The 20,057-nt window shown below is 71.9% G+C and carries 19 protein-coding genes and 1 tRNA gene; 7 read left to right on the forward strand and 13 right to left on the reverse strand.

Annotated elements, in window-relative coordinates; genetic code table 11:
- Positions 1–72: 72 nt before the first annotated feature.
- The 5 genes from VIG76_RS02480 to VIG76_RS02500 form a co-directional block, all read right to left on the reverse strand.
- Complete coding sequence (locus VIG76_RS02480) at positions 73–792, reverse strand: TMEM175 family protein (protein ID WP_331950698.1); 720 nt, start codon at positions 790–792, stop codon at positions 73–75.
- 120 nt (positions 793–912) lie between these two features.
- Positions 913–1,395 (reverse strand): YbaK/EbsC family protein, encoded by a 483-nt coding sequence (locus VIG76_RS02485; RefSeq protein ID WP_331950700.1) that lies wholly within the window; start codon positions 1,393–1,395, stop codon positions 913–915.
- Entirely contained in the window at positions 1,392–1,919 is a 528-nt protein-coding gene (locus VIG76_RS02490; RefSeq protein WP_331950702.1) for a DUF1697 domain-containing protein, read from the reverse strand. The genes VIG76_RS02485 and VIG76_RS02490 overlap by 4 nt, the downstream gene beginning before the upstream one ends.
- 115 nt (positions 1,920–2,034) lie before the next feature.
- Positions 2,035–3,027: a ribonucleotide-diphosphate reductase subunit beta gene (locus VIG76_RS02495; protein WP_331950704.1), complete on the reverse strand. Its 993-nt coding sequence runs from the start codon at positions 3,025–3,027 to the stop codon at positions 2,035–2,037.
- 105 nt (positions 3,028–3,132) lie between these two features.
- Positions 3,133–5,649: a ribonucleoside-diphosphate reductase subunit alpha gene (locus VIG76_RS02500; RefSeq protein WP_331950706.1), complete on the reverse strand. Its 2,517-nt coding sequence runs from the start codon at positions 5,647–5,649 to the stop codon at positions 3,133–3,135.
- A 235-nt stretch (positions 5,650–5,884) separates the two neighbouring features.
- Between VIG76_RS02500 and VIG76_RS02505 the strand changes: the two genes are divergently transcribed.
- Positions 5,885–7,099: an MFS transporter gene (locus VIG76_RS02505; RefSeq protein WP_331950708.1), complete on the forward strand. Its 1,215-nt coding sequence runs from the start codon at positions 5,885–5,887 to the stop codon at positions 7,097–7,099.
- A gap of 5 nt (positions 7,100–7,104) precedes the next feature.
- Here the strand turns inward: VIG76_RS02505 and VIG76_RS02510 are convergent, their stop codons facing one another.
- The 3 genes from VIG76_RS02510 to VIG76_RS02520 all read right to left on the reverse strand — a co-directional run bounded on the left by VIG76_RS02510 (position 7,105) and on the right by VIG76_RS02520 (position 8,116).
- Entirely contained in the window at positions 7,105–7,239 is a 135-nt protein-coding gene (locus VIG76_RS02510) for a hypothetical protein (RefSeq protein ID WP_331950710.1), read from the reverse strand.
- Entirely contained in the window at positions 7,239–7,655 is a 417-nt protein-coding gene (locus tag VIG76_RS02515; protein WP_331950712.1) for a pilus assembly protein CpaE, read from the reverse strand. The genes VIG76_RS02510 and VIG76_RS02515 overlap by 1 nt, the downstream gene beginning before the upstream one ends.
- A 116-nt stretch (positions 7,656–7,771) precedes the next feature.
- Positions 7,772–8,116 (reverse strand): histone-like nucleoid-structuring protein Lsr2, encoded by a 345-nt coding sequence (locus VIG76_RS02520; RefSeq protein WP_331950714.1) that lies wholly within the window; start codon positions 8,114–8,116, stop codon positions 7,772–7,774.
- A 781-nt stretch (positions 8,117–8,897) separates the two neighbouring features.
- Between VIG76_RS02520 and VIG76_RS02525 the strand changes: the two genes are divergently transcribed.
- On the forward strand, positions 8,898–9,887 hold the full coding sequence (locus VIG76_RS02525; protein WP_331950716.1) for an aldo/keto reductase: 990 nt from the start codon (positions 8,898–8,900) through the stop codon (positions 9,885–9,887).
- A gap of 111 nt (positions 9,888–9,998) precedes the next feature.
- Here VIG76_RS02525 and VIG76_RS02530 read toward each other — a convergent pair whose 3' ends face one another.
- On the reverse strand, positions 9,999–11,039 hold the full coding sequence (locus VIG76_RS02530; protein WP_331950718.1) for an NAD-dependent epimerase/dehydratase family protein: 1,041 nt from the start codon (positions 11,037–11,039) through the stop codon (positions 9,999–10,001).
- A gap of 110 nt (positions 11,040–11,149) precedes the next feature.
- The gene (locus VIG76_RS02535) at positions 11,150–12,082 is read right to left on the reverse strand and encodes a S1C family serine protease (RefSeq protein WP_331950720.1); all 933 of its coding nucleotides are present in this window, start codon (positions 12,080–12,082) and stop codon (positions 11,150–11,152) included.
- 73 nt (positions 12,083–12,155) lie between these two features.
- On the opposite strand from VIG76_RS02535, the gene VIG76_RS02540 reads away from it, so the two are divergent.
- From VIG76_RS02540 to VIG76_RS02555, 4 genes are all read left to right on the forward strand, one after another.
- Positions 12,156–12,500 carry a hypothetical protein gene (locus VIG76_RS02540; protein ID WP_331950722.1) on the forward strand — a complete coding sequence of 115 codons (345 nt, stop codon included), beginning with the start codon at positions 12,156–12,158 and terminating at the stop codon, positions 12,498–12,500.
- 175 nt (positions 12,501–12,675) lie between these two features.
- Positions 12,676–12,748: transfer RNA gene (locus VIG76_RS02545), tRNA-Ala, on the forward strand.
- 205 nt (positions 12,749–12,953) lie between these two features.
- Complete coding sequence (locus tag VIG76_RS02550) at positions 12,954–15,326, forward strand: glycoside hydrolase family 31 protein (protein ID WP_331950724.1); 2,373 nt, start codon at positions 12,954–12,956, stop codon at positions 15,324–15,326.
- Entirely contained in the window at positions 15,323–16,270 is a 948-nt protein-coding gene (locus tag VIG76_RS02555; RefSeq protein WP_331950726.1) for an NAD(P)/FAD-dependent oxidoreductase, read from the forward strand. The genes VIG76_RS02550 and VIG76_RS02555 overlap by 4 nt, the downstream gene beginning before the upstream one ends.
- Positions 16,271–16,634: 364 nt before the next feature.
- Here VIG76_RS02555 and VIG76_RS02560 read toward each other — a convergent pair whose 3' ends face one another.
- From VIG76_RS02560 to galU, 3 genes are all read right to left on the reverse strand, one after another.
- A complete protein-coding gene (locus VIG76_RS02560; protein WP_331950728.1) occupies positions 16,635–17,531 on the reverse strand; it encodes a hypothetical protein in 897 nt (298 codons plus the stop codon).
- Positions 17,532–17,854: 323 nt separating this feature from the next.
- Positions 17,855–18,496 (reverse strand): GNAT family N-acetyltransferase, encoded by a 642-nt coding sequence (locus VIG76_RS02565; protein ID WP_331950730.1) that lies wholly within the window; start codon positions 18,494–18,496, stop codon positions 17,855–17,857.
- Between the two features lie 14 nt (positions 18,497–18,510).
- A complete protein-coding gene (galU, locus tag VIG76_RS02570) occupies positions 18,511–19,404 on the reverse strand; it encodes a UTP--glucose-1-phosphate uridylyltransferase GalU (RefSeq protein ID WP_331950732.1) in 894 nt (297 codons plus the stop codon).
- A gap of 40 nt (positions 19,405–19,444) precedes the next feature.
- Here galU and VIG76_RS02575 point away from each other — a divergent pair, with 40 nt between their 5' ends.
- On the forward strand, positions 19,445–20,056 hold the full coding sequence (locus VIG76_RS02575) for a 5-formyltetrahydrofolate cyclo-ligase (protein ID WP_331950734.1): 612 nt from the start codon (positions 19,445–19,447) through the stop codon (positions 20,054–20,056).
- The last annotated feature ends 1 nt before the right edge of the window (position 20,057 follow it).

The following is a 20,057-nucleotide window of genomic DNA, read 5'->3' on the forward strand; positions in this document are numbered from 1 at the left end:
GGTTCGACGGCGGGAGGCGACCGCGTCGGCGGCCGGGAGGAGGACCCAGGTGGAGCCTCCGGGCGGCGGGGGTTATTCCCCCGCTGGCTGCTCTGCCGGAGTCCGCGACGGGAGCTCCGGTGAGGGGGCCATCCTCGCATCGGGGTCCGACAGCCGCGCGAGTGCCGGCTCACGGCGGCGGTACGCACGACGCACGAGGAACTCGAAGGGGCCGGTGAGGGCGACGAGCCAGAGGGCCCAGTAGTTGATCACCGGGAACGTCGTCCCGATCACGAGGGCGAGCGCGAACGCGACGGACGCGGCGGCACCGCCGATGATCCGGTTCCGGCTCGCGGCGTTCCCAGCGTCCGGCGCGACCGCGCGGTCACGGTGCACGATCACGGACAGGGCGGTCAGCAGCAGGCTGCTCACGAGCATCGTGGCGATGTACAGGCCGACCGAGAGCGGGTTCTCCCTGGGGTCGTACTCGAAGGAGATCGCGGTGACCGCCGGGAGCAGCACGACGGTGAAGAGCCACAGGACGTTCAGCTGCACGAGGGGCCACGACCAGCGGCGCACCGTCGCGAAGGTCTGATGGTGCGCCCACCAGAAGCGGGCGATGACGAAGAAGCTGACGACGAAGCCGATCAGCGGCGAGATGTCGAGGGAGAGCTGGGTCCCGAAGGAGTGCAGCGTGCTGCCGTCGTCGTGCCGTGGCACCTCCGCGAGCGGCAGCACGAGCAGGGTGATGGCGATCGCGACGACCGCATCGACGAACACGATCAGGCGCTCGGCGCTGCGCTCCTCGGTCACGACTCCAGCATGGCGGAGCACGCCGCCGCCGAGGCGGAGTGCACGTCGCATCCCGGGCGACTTCCGTCACTCCGGGCGTGTAAAGACGCCCGGAATGACGGGACGCGCCCGGATTCCGAGTCAGCCGACCTCGGTCGGGCGGCCGTTCGTGATGCGCACGAGCTCGTCGAACGTCGTCGGGAAGACGGAGTTGGCGCTGCCGGCGGCCGCCCAGATCCGCTCGTGCTGCGCGAGCGCCGTGTCGACCACCGTCGGCAGCGGCGACGGATGCCCGACGGGCGCGATACCGCCGATCGCCTGCCCAGTGGCGGCGCGCACGGCGTCCGGATCCGCCCGGCGGATGCGCCCCACGCCGATCCGTTCCGCGAGCGCGGCCGTGTCGACGCGGTGCGCGCCGCTCGTCATCACGAGCAACGGCGCGTCGTCGGCGAGGAAGACGAGGCTGTTCGCGATCGCGCCCACCTCGCAGCCGAGCGCCGCGGCGGCGTCGACCGCCGTCCGGGTGGAGGCGGGCAGCACCTGGGGCTGCCCGTTCGCTCCGGCCGCCTCCAGGGCCGCCGCCACCCGCGCGACCGACGCCGGGACGTCGGACTGCTCGCTCATGCCGCCGCCAGGATCTTCTCGAGGGTGTTCAGGTTGCGGGTGGTGACGGCGCCGGAGCGCTGGCGCGCACCGAAGCGCTTGCCGAACGCGGTCGTGAGCGTCTCGCCCTTCGGTGCGTCCCAGTAGAGGACGCCCTCCCCCGGCTGCACGCGCTCGACCGCCGGATCGAGGGGGCCGGCCGACTCGAGCAGCTCCGCGAGCGCCTCGGTCCGCTCCGCGAACACGACGTAGGCGTGGCGGTCGGACGCCCGCGGGAACGGGTACTCCTCGACCGCCGTGCGGACGGAGGGAATCGGGACGGGCAGCACCGCGATGTCGAAGCCGAACCGCTCGAGGATCGCCCCGTGCACGTCAGCGGCGACCTGCGCCGCATCCGCCTGCTCGGTCGTGAGCAGGACGTTGCCGCTCGCGAGCACCGTCCGCACGCCGGCGAAGCCCTGCTCGGCGAGCGCTGCGGCCAGCTCCTTCATCGCGATCCGCACGTTCCCGATGTTCACGCCACGCAGCAGCACCACCCATCGCACGCACTCCATGCTGCCGGTTCCCAGTCGTCGTGCATGCCGCATCGGTGGAGACGCGATCGCGCCCCTCGCCGCGGGGTGGCGAGGGGCGCGATCGTGGTGCGCGCGTCGGGCGCGGTCAGCTCGAGGTGACCGCCGCCTTCGCGTTCGACTCGTACGAGGTGTTCGTCGACTCGAAGAAGTTGACCAGCTGGAGGGTGTCGTTCGCCGTCGCCATCCACTTCGCCGGGTTCGACACCTTGTAGGCCGGCTCGAAGCCGAGCTCCTCGAGGCGCCGGTCGGCGAGGTACTTGACGTACTGGTTGATGTAGTTCGCGTTGAGGCCGAGGATGCCGTTCGGGAGCAGGTCCCGGTTGTACTGCTCCTCCATCTCGACGGCGTCGAGGATCATCTGGCGGATCTCGTCGGCGAACTCCGGCGTCTGCAGGTCGGGGTTCTCGTCGAGCACCGTGAGGATGAGGTTGATCCCGAACTTCAGGTGCAGCGACTCGTCGCGGACGATCCAGTCGACCAGCGAACCGAAGTTGCGCAGCAGGTTCCGCTGCCGGAACGACAGCGCGACCATGAAGCCCGAGTAGAACCAGATGCCCTCGAGGATCACGTTGTAGGCCACGAGGTTGCGGACGAAGTCGCGCTTGCCCTCGGTCGTCGTGATGTCGAGCGTCTGCTCGCTCATCCGACGGATGAACTCGACCTCGAACTGCTCCTTGGCCGCCATCGACGGGATGTCGACGTGGGAGTTGTAGGCCTCGTCGCGGTCGATCGGGAACGTCTCGAGGACGTACTCGAACGACATGCAGTGGTTCGCCTCCTCCCACATCTGCTTCGCGAGGTACAGGTGCGCCTCGGGAGCGTTGACGTAGGGGTAGACGCCGAACGCGAGCGCCTTGTTCACGAGCAGCTCGCTCGGGTTGAAGTAGCTCATCAGGAACGTCACCGCGTGACGCTCCTCGTCGGTCATCCGCTTGAAGTCGGCGATGTCCTCACCGAGCTGGATCTCGTTCGGGAACCACGTGTTCGCGACGGCCTGCTCGTACAGGTCCATCGCCCACTGGTAGCGGACCGGCTTCAGCAGCAGGCCCTCCTGGATCCCGGTGCCCAGGATGCTCATCTCGTCCCTCTTCCCTCGGTGCTTTGCAGTACAACAGCCGGCGTCGCCGCCGTATTCGTGCCGGGCAGGGGCCGTCCGGATGCGGACGGCCCCCACCTCATGGCCTCACTCGCTCTTCGCGACTCCCCCACTGCGCTCATTGGGATTCGTCGCCAAGGCGCCGAATCCACCGAAGCCCCGTCGTGCGGGCGCCGGTGCGGGCGCGGCACCGGCGGTCGCCGGCTGCGGGGCCGCCCCGCCGAACCCGCGGCGCTGCGTGGCGCCGGTGTCGATCGTCTCCGCCTTGTTCACCCGCACGGTGGACTGCTCCGCGGTGTGGCGCGGCTTCATGTGCAGGTAGTAGGTCGTCTTCACGCCCCGCTCCCACGCGGCCGAGTAGATCGACATCATGTCGCCGAGGTCGCGGGTCTCGAGGTACATGTTGCGGCTGATGGCCTGGTCGATCCACTTCTGGGCCCGCGCGGCGACCTCGAGGAACGCGAACGGCGAGAGCTGGAAGCTCGTGCGGTACGTGGCCTTGATGTCGTCGGGGATCGCGTCGATGCTCTGGATGTCGCCCTGGCTGCGGAGGATCTGCTCGCGCACCCGCTCCCAGAGGCCGGCCTCCTGCAGTGTGCCGACGAGGTTGCGGTTCACCTCGAGGAACTTGCCGCTCGAGGTCGACCGGCTGAAGATCTGCGAGAACTGCGGGTCGAGGCCGGGCGTCGTGCCGGCGACGAGGCCGATCGACGCGGTCGGCGCGATCGCCATGAGCGTGGCGTTGCGCATGCCGCCCTTGACCCGCTCGCGGAGCGCGTCCCAGTCGAGCCGCGTGGTGCGGTTCACCTGGATCGGCACGCCGCGGTCGGCCTCGGTGATCGCGATGGTGTCGAACGGCACGAGCCCCTTCGACCAGCCGGAGCCGTCGAAGTTCGGGTAGGCGCCGCGGGTCCTCGCGAGCTCGACCGACTCCTCGATCGCCGCGTAGGAGACGTGCTCCATGATCTCGTCGATCAGGTCGTAGGACTGCTCGCTCTCGTACGAGTAGCCGAGCCGCTCGACGACGTCGGTGAAGCCCATCACGCCGAGGCCGATGGCGCGGTTCAGCTCGTTGGAGTTGTCGGCCTCGTCGACGCTCGAGAGCGTGATGTCGATGAGGTTGTCGAGCTGCCGCACGGCGAGCTTCGCGCTCTCGGCGATCCGGCCCCAGTCCATGCCGAGGGTGCCGTCCTCGCGCAGCACGAGGTGCCGCGAGAGGTTGATCGACGCGAGGTTGCAGACCGAGACGTTGTCGCGGTCCTGCGGCAGCGTGATCTCGGTGCAGAGGTTCGACGAGTGGATCGTGCCGGTGTTGTTGTTCAGGGCACGGTTGTTGATCGTGTCCTTCCACGTCAGCCACGGGTGGCTCGTGGTCTGCAGGGCCATGAGGATCGACTTGAACTGCTCGCGGGCGCCGATGCGCTTGTGGGCGCGCATCCGGCCGGCGTCGGCCTCGCGGATGTAGTGCTCGTAGCGCTCCGAGAACGCGCTGCCGGTGAGCTCGTTGAGGTCGGGGACCTCCAGCGGGTCGAACAGGTACCAGTCCTGGTCGTGCTGCACGCGCTTCATGAACTCGTCCGAGATCCACACGGCCGTGTTCGCCGTGCGGGTGCGGCGGTACGGGTCGCCGGAGTTCTGCCGCAGGTCGAGGAACTCGGGGAAGTCGAGGTGCCAGTTCTCCATGTAGAAGCAGAGCGCGCCGAACTTCTTGCCGCCGCGCGAGACCGCCCGCAGCACCGAGTCGATCGTGTGCATGAACGGGATCGGGCCTGTCGAGGTGGTGTTGTTCGAGCGGATGGGCGAGCCCTGCGCGCGGAGCTTCGTGACCGAGAGGCCGATGCCGCCGGTGCCCTTCGTGAGCCACATGACGTCGCGCGTGGTCTTCGCGATGTGCTCGATGTCGTCCTGCATCTCGAGGACGAAGCAGTTGGAGAGCTGCGGGAACTTCGTGCCCGCGTTCACGAGCGTGGAGCCGGCCGCCAGGTAGTCGAGGCCGGACATCTTGCGGTAGAAGGACAGCGCCGCCCCCGTGGCGTCCTCCTCGTTCAGGGACAGGCCCATCGCGATCCGCATGAAGAAGTACTGCGGCACCTCGAGGGGCTCGCCGTTGCGCGCCTTGATGCCGTAGCGGTTGTTCAGGGTGACGACGCCGATGTACTTCAGCAGCTCGTCGTTCGCGGGCTCGAGGGCCGCGGCGAGCGCGTCGAGGTCGAACCGCTCGCCGAGTCGCGGGTCGAGCAGCTCCTCCGCGACGCCGCGCTCGACGTAGGCACGGAAGTGCTGGGTGTGCAGGGCACGCACGTCCTCGTCGGAGGAGTAGTCGCCGAGCACGCGCTTGTAGATGGTCTTCAGCAGCAGCCGGGCCGCGACGGTGTCGAACGCCGGGTCGTCCTTGACGTTCTGGAGCGCGACCTGGATGACCGCCTCGTCGAGCTGCTGGGTGGTGATGCCGTCGAAGAGCGTGAGCTCGAGCTCGGACGCGATCTGCGTGACCCACGTGATGTTCGGGTCGAGGCCCGCGCTCGCGTGCTCGATCGCGAGGTTGATCTTGTTCGCGTCGTACGGCTCCCGCTCGCCGTTGCGCTTGACCACCGTGATACCCATGCCGTCTCCTCCTCGTGGCGCTCGGCCCGCCGTCCCCCGATGGCGATCGACCGATCCGCGCTGAACCGGTGATCACTATATACAGGGGTCCGGACGCCGCAACGGCCCCATATGTTGTGGAAACTCCGGGCGTGTCCTCCACATGACCGTGGACAACCTGTGGACAACCGACCTCGGGTGGTGGAGAGCCTGCACCCGGCGTGCGACAGTGCCGCGCCCCTACGATGGATGCCCTGTGAGCGGTGGATTCGGCGACCTGTTGAGAACCCGCGGCGTGGCGCGGATCATCGCCGCGCAGCTCGTCGCCCGGTTCCCCAGCGGCATGCTCTCGCTCGGGCTCCTCTTCCACGTCCAGCGCCGCACCGGCTCCTACACCGCCGCCGGGGTGGTGCTCGCGGCGCTCAGCATCGGGCAGGCGATCTCCGGTCCCGCCACCGGGCGCCTGATGGGCCGGCTCGGCATCCGCCCGGTCGTGCTCGGCACCGCGACCCTGTGCGCGACCGCCGTCGCCGCGATCGCGCTCGGCGACATCCCGTTGCCGGCGATCGTGGCTCTCGCGTTCGCGGCCGGGATCACGTTCCCGCCGATCACCGCGGCCGTGCGCACGATCTACCCGAAGCTCGTGAACTCGCGGATGCTCGGCTCCCTGTTCTCGCTCGACGCGTCCCTGCAGGAGCTGATCTGGATCGGCGGCCCCGTCGCGGTCACGTTCGTGGCGACCACCGTGAGCACCGAGGTCGCACTGCTGCTGTCCGTCGTCCTGCTGATCGGCGGCGGGATCTGGTTCGCGGCGTCACCCGAAGTCGGCCGGGTGCGCATCCCGCGCAGCAAGCGGCGCTTCGGCGCCGTGCTCCTGCGGCCGCAGGTGCTGCTCGTCACCGGCGTCGGCTTCCTCGTGATCGCGTCCTGCGCGGACATCGAGGCGAGCGTGGCCGGCGCGTTCGGCACCGGCGCTCCGACGAGCGGCGTCGTGCTGGCGATCTGGTCGCTCGCCTCCCTGGTCGGCGGGTTCGCGCTCGCGCGCCTGCCGATGCGCTCCTGGTCCCTGACGCTCCGGCTGCTCATCGTCGCCGTCGGCGCGGCGCTCACGCCGTTCGCCCCGGGGTTCTGGGGGCTGTCCGCGGCCCTGGTGGTGGCGGGCTTCGGCCTCGCGCCCGCCCTCGGGGTCATGTCGGCGATCGTGTCGTCGTCCGTCCGGTTCAGCGACACCGCCGAGGCCTACGGCTGGACGAACACGGGTCAGCTCGTCGGGGTGGCGGTCGGGGCCGCACTCGCGGGCGCGTTCCTCGACTCCTCGGGGGCACCTGCCGCGTTCGCCTGCGGTGCCGCACTGGCGATGGCGGGCCTGCTCGTGGCGGCCCTGGCGCACGGGGTGACGCCGGATCTCCGCGGCAGGGATGCGGGACCGGTGCCCGACACGGCGCCCGTCCCGGTGCAGCCGGCGTCCTGACGCGCTCAACCCTGCTTCGGGGCCTCCGTCCCGCGCTCGGCGGCGGCCGGCTCGCCCGCATCCGCACCGGGCGCGAGCAGGAAGGCCGCGATGCCGGCCAGGGCGGCGAGCCCCGCGGCGATGGCGGCGGCGAGCGGCATCAGCGGGTGGCGTCCACCTCGGCGAGCACGGCGAAGCCGTAGGCGTCCTCCGCGGTATCCGCGACGTGCTCGCGGCGCTCGCCGAGGAAGACGGTCGTCACGCGCCACGTGCCGTCGTCGGTGCGGTCCAGCCCCACGAACGTGCCGCGGAGCGCCTCGCGCAGCTGGTCCTCGCGCGGGAACCAGAGGGCGTCCTCGAGCGCGACGGAGTCGAGGGCCCACTCGGTGGTGCCGTTGAAGCCGAGCACCGTGCCGGTCGGGTACTGATGCGCCTCGATCGTCATGTCGCTGACGGTGAAGAGCTCCGTGCCGGTGGACTCCATGTCCTGCTGCAGCAGCTGGAAGCGGTCGCCGGCGGCAGGCCGCCAGACGAGTCCGGCCTCCCGGAGCCGGACGGCGAGTTCGCGGGAGATCATCGCGCCAGGATACGAAGCACGTCCCGAGAGCGCGCAGGGGCCGTGCAGACGAGACGACCGCGCGCGAGCCGTCAGGGGCCCGCGCGCGGTCGGCGGTGAAGCAGGATGCGGTTCGGTCAGTGCGCGGCGTTGTACGCGGACTGCACGTCGGAGGGGATGCGGCCACGGCTCGAGACCGTGAAGCCGTTCTGGTTCGCCCACTCGCGGATCGCCTTCAGGTCGCCCTTCGGGGCACGCGATGCGGACGAGCCGGATGCCTTGGCCTTGACCGCGACATCGGCCTTGCGCGCGGCATTGACATAGGGCGTGAGCGCGCCGCGGAATTCCGAGGCGTGGTCGCTCGTGAGGTCGATGGTGTAGCTCACGCCGTCGAGCGCGAAACGGACGCTTTCGCCCTCGCCGTCCTCGATCGGCTGCTGCGTGAGGTCGTCGACGAGCTGGACGATGTACTTCTGTGCCATGAGGTGCTGTTCTCCTGGAGTTCGAGCGCAGGATCCACGATCGGATCCGCTGACAGCGGAAGTGTAGCGCCGAACACAAGCCGAATTGAGCCCGAAATGGCCACTCTCGTTCATTTCGGGTGGGTTTTTCTTGAATCGGCACGGGGACCCCTTAGCCCGGCGACCGGGGAATCGCCCCCGAGAAGCGATGGGGAATGCACCGATTCACTTGTCCCGGGCTAAGCATTTGATCTTCAGCGCCGCAAATGCGGGAGAATCCGGCCGAGGACGCCGCATCGACGACGATGGGCACCGCGAATCTCGGTGCCCGAGGGCTCGGGTCGCATTCTCGCGGCGGCCGGCTCGCACCGATGGCGCAGGACCTCCTGCGGCGCGCGTCCGCGTGCCGGCATCGGCGTGTCCCGTCGCCCCCGGTTCCCCGGGCCTGCCGCGAGGCTCTCTCCGATCACCGCCTTATCACGACCGATCCGCGGGAATGCCTGGAACAGCGCTCCGCTGCGCCCAGGGCGGCGCCCGTCGTTCCCGGGGATCGGCACCGGCAATGCGCCGTCTCCCCCACTCCGCGACATGGCGTGCTTCCCATGGCAAAGGCGGCGAGAAGCGTCTCCGGCGCCCCGGTCGGGGTCGCCCGTTCTCCGCCGATGCCGTCGCCGACTCCGCGTCCTGCTGCTTCTGCGCGGAATCCGCGGACTCGAATAGCCCTCCGGGCCGCGGCGCACGGCCCTCATCCGCCGTCCAGACGCTCGCGAGTAGACCTGGCGACGAACAGAAGGAGCGGCATATGGAACAGCGCACACTCGGTCAGGGGCTCGCGGTCTCCGCGGAGGGGCTCGGCTGCATGGGCATGAGCGCCTTCTACGGCGCGCACGACGACGAGGAGTCGACGGCGACGATCCGCCGGGCGCTCGAGCTCGGCATCACGTTCTTCGACACCGCGGACGTCTACGGGCCGTGGACGAACGAGCGGCTCGTCGGGAAGGCGCTCGCGGACCGCCGCGACGACGTCGTTCTCGCGACGAAGTTCGGCAACGAGCTCGACGAGCAGGGCAAGCGCACCGGGAAGGTGAACGGCTCACCCGACTACCTGCGCCGGGCGGTCGACCAGTCCCTGTCGCGGCTCGGGATCGAGGCCATCGACCTCTACTACCAGCACCGCGTCGACCCGGACGTGCCCGTCGAGGACACCTTCGGCGCGCTCGGCGAGCTCGTGCAGGCCGGCAAGGTGCGGCACCTCGGCATCAGCGAGGCCTCCGCCGCGAGCATCAGGAAGGCGCACGCGACGGCGCCGCTGACGGCGGTGCAGAGCGAGTACTCCCTGTTCACCCGTGACGTGGAGGACAACGGCGTGCTCGAGACGGTGCGGGAGCTCGGCATCGGCTTCGTGCCCTACTCGCCGCTCGGGCGCGGCTTCCTCTCCGGCAAGATCCGGTCGGTCGACGACTTCGCCGAGGACGACTTCCGCCGCACCAGCCCGCGCTTCCAGGGCGAGAACTTCGAGAAGAACCTCGAGCTGCTCGACGCGGTCGTCGCCATCGCGGACGAGAAGGGCGTGACGCCGTCCCAGCTGGCGCTCGCGTGGGTGCTCGCGCAGGGCGACGACGTGGTGCCGATCCCCGGCACCCGCCGCATCCCGAACCTCGAGGAGAACGTCTCGGCCGTCGACGTGACGCTGACGGCGGACGACTTCGCGCGGATCGACGAGGTCGCCCCGTCCGGCTCGGTCGCGGGCGACCGCTACTCCGCGCAGGGCATGGCGAGCCTCGGCCACTGAAGCGCTACCGGCCTGCTGGGCCCACGTCGGCCGGTACCGACGCGCGGCGAAGCCGTGTGGCGGCCGAGCCGATGGGGAGCGTGCCCACGGGCACAGCAGGGGTGGCGTGCGCTACTGCGCCATGGGCGGCGACGGGCGGCGGCCGAGGTGCGGCGATCCCGGCTCGATCTCGTGGTCGGCGACGCCGCGGATGGCCTCCCGGAGTGCGTCGATGGCGCCCACCGTCGGCGTCCAGCCGAGCTCGGTGCGGGCGCGCTCGGTCGACATGATTGGGACGGATGTGGCGATGTCGAGCCAGCCGGGATCCACGCGGACGAGGTGCAGCTGCCACGCGAGCAAGATCGCGCCGCGCACCGGCGCGATCCGCACCGGCACCCACCTGGCACCGAGCGCCTCGGCCACCTCGTCGGGCCCGACCACCGGTTCGGCCGCCACGTTGAAGGCGCCGCCGGCCCGTCGCTCGGCCGCCCGCCAGAACGCGTCGCCGAGGTCGTCGACGTGCACGACCTGCGACACGGCCCGCTTCGGCATCGGCAGCACGGGCAGCGGCACCCGGGTGAGCCACCGCACGGGCACGAACGGCCCGACGAACAGCCGGATGAGGTCGGCACCCGCGCGAGGGTTCATCACGAGCCCCGGCCGCATCCGCGTGAGCACGACGTCGGGCTGCTCCCGCTCGAAGGCGTCCATCATCCGTTCGATCGCGGCCTTGTGGCGGCCGTAGTGCGAGCTGGCGATGGAGCCGGTCGGCCAGGACTCGTCGACCCGGCGGCGCTTCGGCCCCTGGCTGTAGGCGCCGACCGAGGAGGCGACGAGCACGTGCGGCACTCCCGCGGCCACGACCGCCTGGAGCACGTGCCGCAGGCCACCGATGTTCGTGGCGGCGAGCACGCGCTCGTGGTGGTTCGGCTGCAGCAGCCAGGCGAGGCTGATCACGGCGTCCGCGCCGGCGAACGCGAGCGTCAGGTCGCGCACGGCGCGCGGTTCCGCGATGTCGATCGCGTGCCACGAGACGCCGGCGTACGGCGGCGGCGCGTCCGGCGCCGGCACCCGCCGGGCGACGCCGACGATCTCCACCTCCGGCTCGCGCTGCAGGCGCCGCAGCACCCCCGTCCCGACGTTCCCGGTCGCTCCGACCACGACGATGCGCATGCGGCTCCCCTCCACAGCCGTTCACGCTACGAAGCCGTCACCCGGCAGCGGGGCGCCAGGACGGCTTTCCCACCGGATGCACGGGCGCACCCGAGAGGGCCGGGGCAGCGTCAGCCGCGATCCGCGTCCTGCAGCTCGCGCGGCTCGACGATCACGTCCACCAGCGCGCCGTTGCGCCAGACGGTCATCTCGACCGGCACCCCGATGGCGTGCTCCACCATCAGGGCCTGCACCTCGGTCACCGTCAGCACGGGGCGCCCGGCGAGCGCCACCACCACGTCGCCGCGGCGGAGCCCCGCCTGCGCGGCCGGGCTCCCGGCGATCACCTGCGCCACCTGGAGGCCGGTCGGCGATCCGATCCGGGCGGCGATCGCCGGGGCGAGGCGGATGCGCGCCCCGGCGATCCCGAGCCACGCCCGCCGGACCCGCCCGTCGGCGAGCAACCCGCCGATGATCTCCCGCGTCGTCGCGTTGATCGGCACCGCGAGCCCGAGGCCGACGCCGGCGACCGCGGTGTTCACGCCGATCATCCGCGCGGATCCGTCCGCGAGCGCGCCGCCGCTGTTGCCGGGGTTCAGGGCGGCGTCCGTCTGGATGACCTCGTCGACCACGCGGCCGCTCGTCGTGGGCAGCGACCGGCCGAGGGCGGAGACGATGCCGGCGGTGACGCTGCCGGCGAGCCCGAGCGGGTTGCCCATCGCGACGACGAGCTGCCCGACCTTGAGCAGCGCCGCGTCGCCGAGCTCCACGGGAGGCGGCACGGGGCCGCGGGCGCGCAGCACCGCCAGGTCCGAGAGCGCGTCGCGGCCCACCACGTCGACCACGGTCTCCGTGCCGTCGGGGAAGACCGCCTCGGCGCTCGTCGCGCCGGCCACGACGTGCGCGCTGGTGAGCAGCACCCCGTCCGGGCCGATGACGGTGGCGCTGCCCGCGCCACCACCCCTGGACGTGCGGACGGCGATGCTGGCGACGCTCGGCAGCACCGTCGCGGCCACGGCGACCACGGTGCGCGAGTAGGCGTCGAGGGCTGATGCGTCACTCATGGGCAGCAGCATCCGCCCGCCCGCGCCCCCGTCGGTCCCGGTTCGCTGCCGGCGGACCTGGGATGCTCGCCGGATGGACCTCGCCCGCAAGCTGCAGCTCGCTCCCGGCCGGCTGGTCGCCGTGCTCGGGGCGCCCGCCGACGTCGACCTCGGCGACCTGCCCGTCGATCCGTCCGGCACCGCGGTGCTGGCCTTCGTGCGGATGCAGGCCGACCTCGAGGGCGCGGACGCATCCGTCGCGATCGCCGCCGCCCGCGGCGACCGCCTCGCCTGGCTCGCCTACCCGAAGGGCGGCGCGCTCGGCACCGACCTGAACCGCGACCGGCTCGCCGCGGCGCTCACCGCGCTCGGCGCCCGGCCTGTGCGGCAGGTGGCGATCGACGACACGTGGTCGGCGCTGCGCTTCCGCCCCGCGTGACCGCGCCCCTTGACCGCGCCCCGGCGCCGTCCCGCGGCCGTGTCCCGGGTGCATGCGCTCGGACCGGATGCGGCCCCTGACATCGGGTTCCCGATGCGCCCGGCACATCGGCATGCGCGCGGCACGCCCCTCGCGGAGCGCGCCTTCGCCGGATGCTAACCTTGACGGCGCACCGGGGCCCTTGGCGCAGTTGGTAGCGCGTCTCGTTCGCAATGAGAAGGTCAGGGGTTCGAATCCCCTAGGGTCCACAGCACGACGGGAGGCCGTCCCGGAAGGGGCGGCCTTCCGTCGTCTCCGCGCGCCCACCCATGACTGCTGTCCGCACAGACAACAGCTCGTGTTTCAGCGGCAGCAGTTGTCCGCACGGACAACAGAGGGGCGTCGGCGCGCGGCGGCGGCACACCGTTCAGCTCACGCAGCAGCGCCGCATCCGGGCCGCCCTAGGGTGACGCCATGGACGCCCGCTTCCGCATGCCCGTCTCCCCCGTCGCGCATCCCGAGGCCGTCGTGCAGGGCGACCGCTGGCGCTTCTCCGTGCTGACGGACGGGCTCGTGCGCATCGAGTGGGCGCCCGACGGCGTCTTCGAGGACCGGGCCTCGACCTTCGCGCTGCACCGCGACCTGCCGGTGCCGCGCTTCGAGGTGGTGGAGAGCGACGCGGTCGTCGAGATCCTCACGGAGCGGCTGCACCTCACCTACGACCGTGGCCCGTTCACGCCCGCCGGCCTCACCGTGCAGGCCCGGGGCGCCCTCACCTCGTGGCACAGCCTCTGGCGCTACGGCGATACCGCCCACGACCTCGGCGGCACGGCCCGCACGCTCGACATGGCCGACGGCCGCATCCCCCTCGAGCCCGGCGTCATCGCCCGCGGCGGCGTCACCGCCCTCGACGACTCGACGTCGTTCCTCTTCACCGACGACGGCTGGGTCGCGCCTCGCCCGACCGGCCACCTCGACTTCTACGTCTTCGCCTACGGCCACGACTACGCGGCCGCCCTCCGCGCCTTCTACGACCTCTCCGGCCCCCAGCCGGTGCTTCCGCGCTGGACGCTCGGCAACTGGTGGAGCCGCTACCACCGCTACTCCGCCGACGAGTACCGCGAGCTGCTCGACCGGTTCGAGCGGGAGCGGATCCGCTTCAGCGTCGCGGTGCTCGACATGGACTGGCACCGCGTCGAGTCGGTGCCGCCCGAGTTCGGCAGCGGATGGACCGGCTACAGCTGGGAGCGCGAGCTCTTCCCCGACCCCGCGGGCTTCCTCACCGAGCTGCACGACCGCGGCCTGCGGGTCACGCTGAACGTGCATCCGGCGGACGGCGTGCGCGCCTTCGAGGACGCCTACGCCGACATGGCGCGCGCGCTCGGCCGCGACCCGGAGCGGGGGCTGCCGATCGCGTTCGACATCACCGACCCGGCGTTCCTCGAGGCCTACTTCGACGTGCTGCACCACCGCCTCGAGGACGAGGGCGTCGACTTCTGGTGGATCGACTGGCAGCAGGGCCCGCACTCCCGCATCCCGGGCATCGACCCGCTCTGGATGCTGAACCACCACCACTTCCTCGACTCCGGACGCGGCGACCGCCGGCCGCTCACGTTCTCCCGGTACGCGGGCCCCGGCAGCCACCGCTACCCGGTCGGGTTCTCCGGCGACACCCTGATCAGCTGGGCGTCGCTCGACTTCCAGCCCGAGTTCACCGCGACCGCGTCGAACATCGGCTACGGCTGGTGGAGCCACGACATCGGCGGCCACCTCTGGGGCGTCCGCGACGACGAGCTCACCGCGCGCTGGGTGCAGCTCGGGGTCTGGTCCCCGATCCTGCGGCTGCACTCCTCGAACAACCCCTTCCTCGCGAAGGAGCCGTGGATGTTCCCGGAGGAGACCCGGTCCGCGATCGACGGGGCGCTCCGCTTCCGGGTGCGGCTCGTCCCGTACCTGCACTCGATGAACCACGTCGCCGCGACGCAGGGCGTCCCACTCGTGCGGCCGATGTATCACCTCGCGCCGGATGAGCCGGCCGCGTACGAGGTGCCGAACGAGTTCGCGTTCGGCAGCGAGCTCGTGGTCGCCCCGATCACGACGCCGCGCGACCCGGTGACGCTGCTCGGCTCGGCGACCGCCTGGCTGCCGCCCGGTCCCTGGACCGACATCCACACCGGCGTCGTGATCGAAGGCGGCCGCATCGTGCGGCTGCACCGGGACGGCGCATCCGTCCCCGCGCTGCTGAAGGCCGGCGGCATCCTGCCGCTCGCCGCGGAGCACGAGACGGATGCGACCCGCAACCCGCAGCACCTGGAGGTGCTCGTCGCGCCCGGCGCCGACGGCGCCTTCGTGCTGATCGAGGACGACGACACCGGGACGACGCCGGAGACCATCCCGACCGTGCGTTCGGCGCTGATCTGGGACCAGGCGAGCGGCTCCCTCACCATCGAAGCGGCGGACGGGCCCGCCGGCATCGTGCCGGAGACCCGCACCTGGACCGTCGCGCTGCTCGGCTTCTCGGACGCCATGTCGGTGACCGTCGACGGGCGGGCGACCCCGGCGACCGCGTCTCGGGGCCGCGTGTCCCTCACGGTGACGGCCGACACGAACGCCGCCGTCGTCGTCAGGTTCGCTGCCGACCCGCGTCCGGTCACGGCGGACGTGCCGGGACGGCTCTTCGCGCTGCTGAACGCCGCCCAGCATCCCTACGAGGCGAAGGCCGCCATCTGGCGCACGATCGGCGCCGACCGCAGCGCCGCCGACCGCCTCGCCGAGCTCCATGCGATGGACGTGCCGCGCCCGCTGCTCGAGGCCATCACCGAGCTGCTCACGGCGGTGACGGCATGAGCGTCGTCGTCGTGGGTGCCGGCATGAGCGGCATCGCCTGCGCCCGCCGGCTCACCGATGCCGGCGTCGCCGTGCGCGTCGTGGATCGAGGCCGCCGGGTCGGCGGCCGGATGGCGGCGCGGACGTTGCGAGATATGCCCGACGGACCGCATCCGGTCGACCTCGGTGCCCCCTACTGCACCGTGTCGGACGACGGGTTCCGCGCCGTCGTCGACGCCTGGCTCGCTGCCGGCGTGGCGCGGGAGTGGACGGACACCTTCCGCACCGCCGGTCCTGACGGCCTCGGCGAGGCGAAGCCGGGGCCGGTGCGGTTCGCCGGCACGGGCGGGATGCGCGGGCTGGTCGAGCACCTCGCCGCCGGCATCGACGTGACGGACCGGGAGGCCGTCGACGCGGACGGCTTCGAGCGCCTCGCCGCCGAGGCGGATGCGGTCGTGCTCGCGATTCCGGGTCCGCAGGCCGCGCGGCTGCTGACCGCGCGCCCCGCGCTCGCGCGGATCGCGGATCAGCGCTTCCAGCCGGCCATCGCGGTGATGGCTCGGTTCGAGCGCCGCACGTGGCCGGAGTTCGACGCCGCCTTCGTGGCGGACCTGCCCATCCGCTGGCTCGCCGACGACGGCCGCAGCCGAGGCGACGGCGCGCCCGTGCTCGTGGCGCACACGACGAGCGACTTCGCCGCATCGCGGCTCGACGACGCCGCATCCGCCATCCGGGCCGCCGTCGACGCGATGCGCGGCGTCCTGGAATCCGTCGAGGAACCGGTGGAGACCTTCGCGCAGCGCTGGACGTTCGCGCAGCCCGCCGAGCCGCGCGACGGGACCTTCCACCTGAGCGACGACGGGATCGGGCTCTGCGGCGACGGCTGGTCGACGAAGAGCCGCGTGGAGGCCGCCTGGCGCTCCGGAACCGACCTCGCGGACGCCCTGATCGCGCGCCTGACCTGACCTGACCTGGCGCCCGGACCGCCCGCCAGGGCGCGCGCCAGCGGGCGGGTTCGGGCGTTCCGGGCGACATCGGGCGTTCCGGGCCGCCGATGACATCCAGACGCGCCCGAAGTGGCCCTTCCGCCGATGCGCCGGGCGGTTTCCGCCCAACCGCGCGGGCACACGCGCCCGTATCGGCCGAACTCGCCCGCGCCCGACCTTGGGGCGGCCGGCTCTGACGCTCGGGCGTCGGCGGAACACGCCCCGTCCCGGCCATAGGCCATCGTCCCCGGCGTAGGCCGACACGCCGGATCCGGCCCTCCGCGCGGCACCGACCCCTACGCCCGGAACAGCGGATGGGGCGCACGTGCGCGCCGCCGCGGGCTCAGCCTGCGCGGCGGCGGCGCAGCACGGCGTCGAGGTCGGTGAGCACCGGCCCGCTCTCCGCGACGATGCCCATGGCGGCGAGCGCCGCCTGGGATCCGCGGGGCTGCAAGGTCGCGACCTCGGCCGCGGCGGCCCGCAGCGCCTCGTCCGACCGGGAAGCGGCCGCGTCGAGAGAGGTGGCGACCGCGACGGCGTCGTGGGGGTCGCCCACGGCCTCGTCCTTGTCGAGGTACAGCGGCCTGGGCAGCGGCACCGGGGTCCAGGTCGGCCGCGCCTGCTCGGTGCGCTGCCAGTCCGTGAAGCTGCGGGGCGCCTCGGGCACGACCACGGCATGGTCGACGGCGTCGACGGCGCGGTGCGCGGCCGCCACGGTCGCCGCACGCTGCAGCAGCGCGAGGGAGGCGAAGACGCCGATCGCGCCGCCGGCGAGCGGCAGCCATCCGCCCGTCTGCAGGGCCTGCATCACGCCGTACGCCACGAGCGCGAGGGAGAGCACGAGGATGTTGGCGGCCAGCACGCGGGACCGGCGCAGGCGCTGTGCGGCGAGCGCGGAGACGGCCTGCGCCCGTTGGCGGGGCTCGCGTGGCTGCCGGCTGCGCCGGGCGAGGGAGCGCTCCGCCGCGTTCTCGCGGGGACGGGCGACGCTCTCCGCCTGCCGGGCGGCGTCGCGGAGCGCGCGGTGCTGCTCCGCGATGCTGCGCGCGGACACCTCCGCCCGCACCTCGTCCGGCACCTCGGCGGTCTCGGCGAGGATCCGCAGCGTCTGCTGCAGCCGCACCGCCGTCCGCTCCGTGGTCAGGTACTGGCGGCGACGCATCCATGTGGGCGCCAGATAGAGCAGCCAGAGCACCGCCGCGAAGGCGATGATCACCCCGCCACCGAATCCACCCGCCATAGCACGAACGGTAGGTGGCGGCCGGGTTCCGATGTGGGAGCGCATCGTGGCGTGTCGCGCCCGGCGACACACCGGTGCGGGCTTCCCCCAGTCCGGGTGCCCGCACCGCCCGCGGCCGGGCACCACGGCGGATGCGGCGCGCGCCTCCGCTTCAGGACGCCGGCGGCCGTCTCGCGTCGCGACTCATGCCGCTGCTCCGCCGCGGATGCAGCAGCAATCGCGACGCGAACGCCGTGCAGAACGGCTCGCACGCTTCGTGTCGCGATTCATGCCGCTGTCCCTCGCCCGAAGCAGCAGGAATCGCGACGCGAACGACTCGCGATTCAGGGGAACGGCGTGCGCGCCAGCTCCTGGTCGGCCTCGGGCACGCTCGCCGCTTCCGGTGGCACGGCGCCCTCCCGCCAGCGCCGCAGCACCCCGCCCGGCACCTCCTCGGCGACGAGCGCGAAGCAGTAGTGGTCCCGCCAGTCGCCGTTGATGTGGATGTAGCGCCGCTTCAGGCCCTCGTAGCGGAAGCCGAGCTTCTGCACGACCCGCAGCGACTTCGCGTTCTCCGGCCGGATGCAGATCTCCATCCGGTGCAGGCCGAGGGACTGGAAGCAGTGGTCGGTGGCCAGTGCCACGGCGATCGGGGTGGCGTTGCGGCCGGCGAAGCGCTCCGCGATCCAGTACCCGATCGTCGCGGACGACAGCGAGCCGTAGGAGATCGACGTCACGTTCAGCTGCCCGGCGAGCTCGCCGTCCACCTCGATGACGAACGGCAGCCCCTGCCCGTTGCGCGCGTTCTGCTGCAGGGCGCGGATGCTGCCCCGCGTGTCGAACCCGATCGAGCCGCGCGGGCTCGTCGCCTCCCACTCCCGCATCCACGCACGTCCCTCGACGAGCTCGCGCTCGACGGCGCGCGCATCGCGCAGCCGGATGGGACGGATGCCGACGGATCCGCTCGTCAGCGTGGGGATCGGCATCGGTTCGGTCGCGCTCAGTCCAGACCGGCGGCGAACTGCTTCAGCCACGGCCGCAGCTCGGGGCCGAGGTCCTCGCGTTCGGTCGCGAGCTGCAGGATCGCCTTGATGTAGTCGATCTTGTCACCGGTGTCGTAGCGCCGACCGCGGAACACGACGCCGTAGACGCCGCCGGTCCACTCCGGCGCGTGCGCCATCTTCTCCAGCGCATCCGTGAGCTGGATCTCGCCGCCCTTGCCGGGACCGGTGTGCTCGAGCACGTCGAACACCTCGGGGCGCAGCACGTAGCGACCGATGATCGCGAGGTTCGAGGGCGCGTTCTCCTTCGAGGGCTTCTCGACGAGGCCGGTGATGCGCACGACGTCGTCCTCGTCGGTCGCCTCCACCGCTGCGGCGCCGTAGAGGTGGATCTGCTCCGGGTCGACCTCGAGCAGCGCCACCACGGAGGCGCGGCGCGCCTGCTGCACCTGGATCATCCGTGGCAGCAGCGGGTCGCGCTCGTCGATGAGGTCGTCGCCGAGCAGCACCGCGAACGGCTCGTGTCCGACGTGCATGCGGGCCTGGAGCACCGCGTGGCCCAGCCCGTGCGGGTCGCCCTGCCGGAAGTAGTGGATGTCGGCGATGTTCGTCGACTCGTGCACGCGCTGCAGCTTCGCGTGGTCGCCCTTGCGCTCGAGCGTCGCCTCGAGCTCGTAGACCCGGTCGAAGTGGTTCTCGAGCGCGTACTTGTTGCGGCCGGTGACCATGAGCACGTCGTGCAGGCCCGCGGCGACGGCTTCCTCGACCACGTACTGGATCGCCGGCTTGTCGACGACCGGCAGCATCTCCTTCGGCATCGCCTTCGTCGCAGGAAGGAATCGGGTGCCGAGTCCAGCGGCCGGGATGACCGCCTTCGTGATCGCATACGCCATGGCGCCAAGGGTATCGGAGCGGACTTTCTAGAATTCGGGGATGGGAGCCGATCCGACCCACCAGAAGAGGGCCTTGCGCGCCGAGCTGCGGGAGCGTCGACGGACCCGAACCGCCTCGGAACGCCAGCGCGCGACGGACGGATTCACGCAGCGGCTCGCGGAGCTGACCGAGCGGGTCGGCGCGAAGTCCGTCTCCTGCTACCTGTCCGCCGCGGACGAGCCGAACACCAGGCCGTACGTCAACTGGGCGAAGGAGCACGGCGTGCGCGTGCTGTTCCCGATCAGCCGGGAGGACGGCCTGCTCGACTGGACGACCGCGACGCCCGGCGAGGAGGAGTACATCGGCCTCTTCGGCATGCCGGAGCCGGTCGGCGAGGCGCTCGGCCCGATCGCGATCAACGACGTGGACCTCATCATCGTGCCGGCCGCGGCGGTGGACGCATCCGGGATGCGACTCGGCTGGGGGCGCGGGTACTACGACAAGACGCTCGGCTCGATGGAGCGGTGCCCGCCGGTCTACGGGGTAGTCTTCGACTCCGAATTCGTGGACGAGGTGCCCAGAGAGCGTCATGACCAGGCGCTCGACGGTGTGATCACCCCCACGAGGACCGTGGAGTTCTCCACGCGATCGGCCCGCCGACGGAGGATCTGAC

It is taken from the genome of Amnibacterium sp. (genome assembly GCF_036559085.1).
Lineage (GTDB): Bacteria > Actinomycetota > Actinomycetes > Actinomycetales > Microbacteriaceae > Amnibacterium.

Excerpts from the sequence above, each read along its gene's own strand:
- VIG76_RS02485 (WP_331950700.1), bottom strand. The coding sequence starts at position 1,395 with ATGAGCGAGCAGTCCGACGTCCCGGCGTCGGTCGCGCGGGTGGCGGCG.
- VIG76_RS02495 (WP_331950704.1), bottom strand. The coding sequence starts at position 3,027 with ATGAGCATCCTGGGCACCGGGATCCAGGAGGGCCTGCTGCTGAAGCCG.
- VIG76_RS02500 (WP_331950706.1), bottom strand. The coding sequence starts at position 5,649 with ATGGGTATCACGGTGGTCAAGCGCAACGGCGAGCGGGAGCCGTACGAC.
- VIG76_RS02510 (WP_331950710.1), bottom strand. The coding sequence starts at position 7,239 with ATGCCGCTCGCCGCCGCCATCGCCGCGGGGCTCGCCGCCCTGGCCGGC.
- VIG76_RS02515 (WP_331950712.1), bottom strand. The coding sequence starts at position 7,655 with ATGATCTCCCGCGAACTCGCCGTCCGGCTCCGGGAGGCCGGACTCGTC.
- VIG76_RS02520 (WP_331950714.1), bottom strand. The coding sequence starts at position 8,116 with ATGGCACAGAAGTACATCGTCCAGCTCGTCGACGACCTCACGCAGCAG.
- VIG76_RS02525 (WP_331950716.1), top strand. The coding sequence starts at position 8,898 with ATGGAACAGCGCACACTCGGTCAGGGGCTCGCGGTCTCCGCGGAGGGG.
- VIG76_RS02530 (WP_331950718.1), bottom strand. The coding sequence starts at position 11,039 with ATGCGCATCGTCGTGGTCGGAGCGACCGGGAACGTCGGGACGGGGGTG.
- VIG76_RS02535 (WP_331950720.1), bottom strand. The coding sequence starts at position 12,082 with ATGAGTGACGCATCAGCCCTCGACGCCTACTCGCGCACCGTGGTCGCC.
- VIG76_RS02540 (WP_331950722.1), top strand. The coding sequence starts at position 12,156 with ATGGACCTCGCCCGCAAGCTGCAGCTCGCTCCCGGCCGGCTGGTCGCC.
- VIG76_RS02550 (WP_331950724.1), top strand. The coding sequence starts at position 12,954 with ATGGACGCCCGCTTCCGCATGCCCGTCTCCCCCGTCGCGCATCCCGAG.
- VIG76_RS02555 (WP_331950726.1), top strand. The coding sequence starts at position 15,323 with ATGAGCGTCGTCGTCGTGGGTGCCGGCATGAGCGGCATCGCCTGCGCC.
- VIG76_RS02560 (WP_331950728.1), bottom strand. The coding sequence starts at position 17,531 with ATGGCGGGTGGATTCGGTGGCGGGGTGATCATCGCCTTCGCGGCGGTG.
- VIG76_RS02565 (WP_331950730.1), bottom strand. The coding sequence starts at position 18,496 with ATGCCGATCCCCACGCTGACGAGCGGATCCGTCGGCATCCGTCCCATC.
- galU (WP_331950732.1), bottom strand. The coding sequence starts at position 19,404 with ATGGCGTATGCGATCACGAAGGCGGTCATCCCGGCCGCTGGACTCGGC.
- VIG76_RS02575 (WP_331950734.1), top strand. The coding sequence starts at position 19,445 with ATGGGAGCCGATCCGACCCACCAGAAGAGGGCCTTGCGCGCCGAGCTG.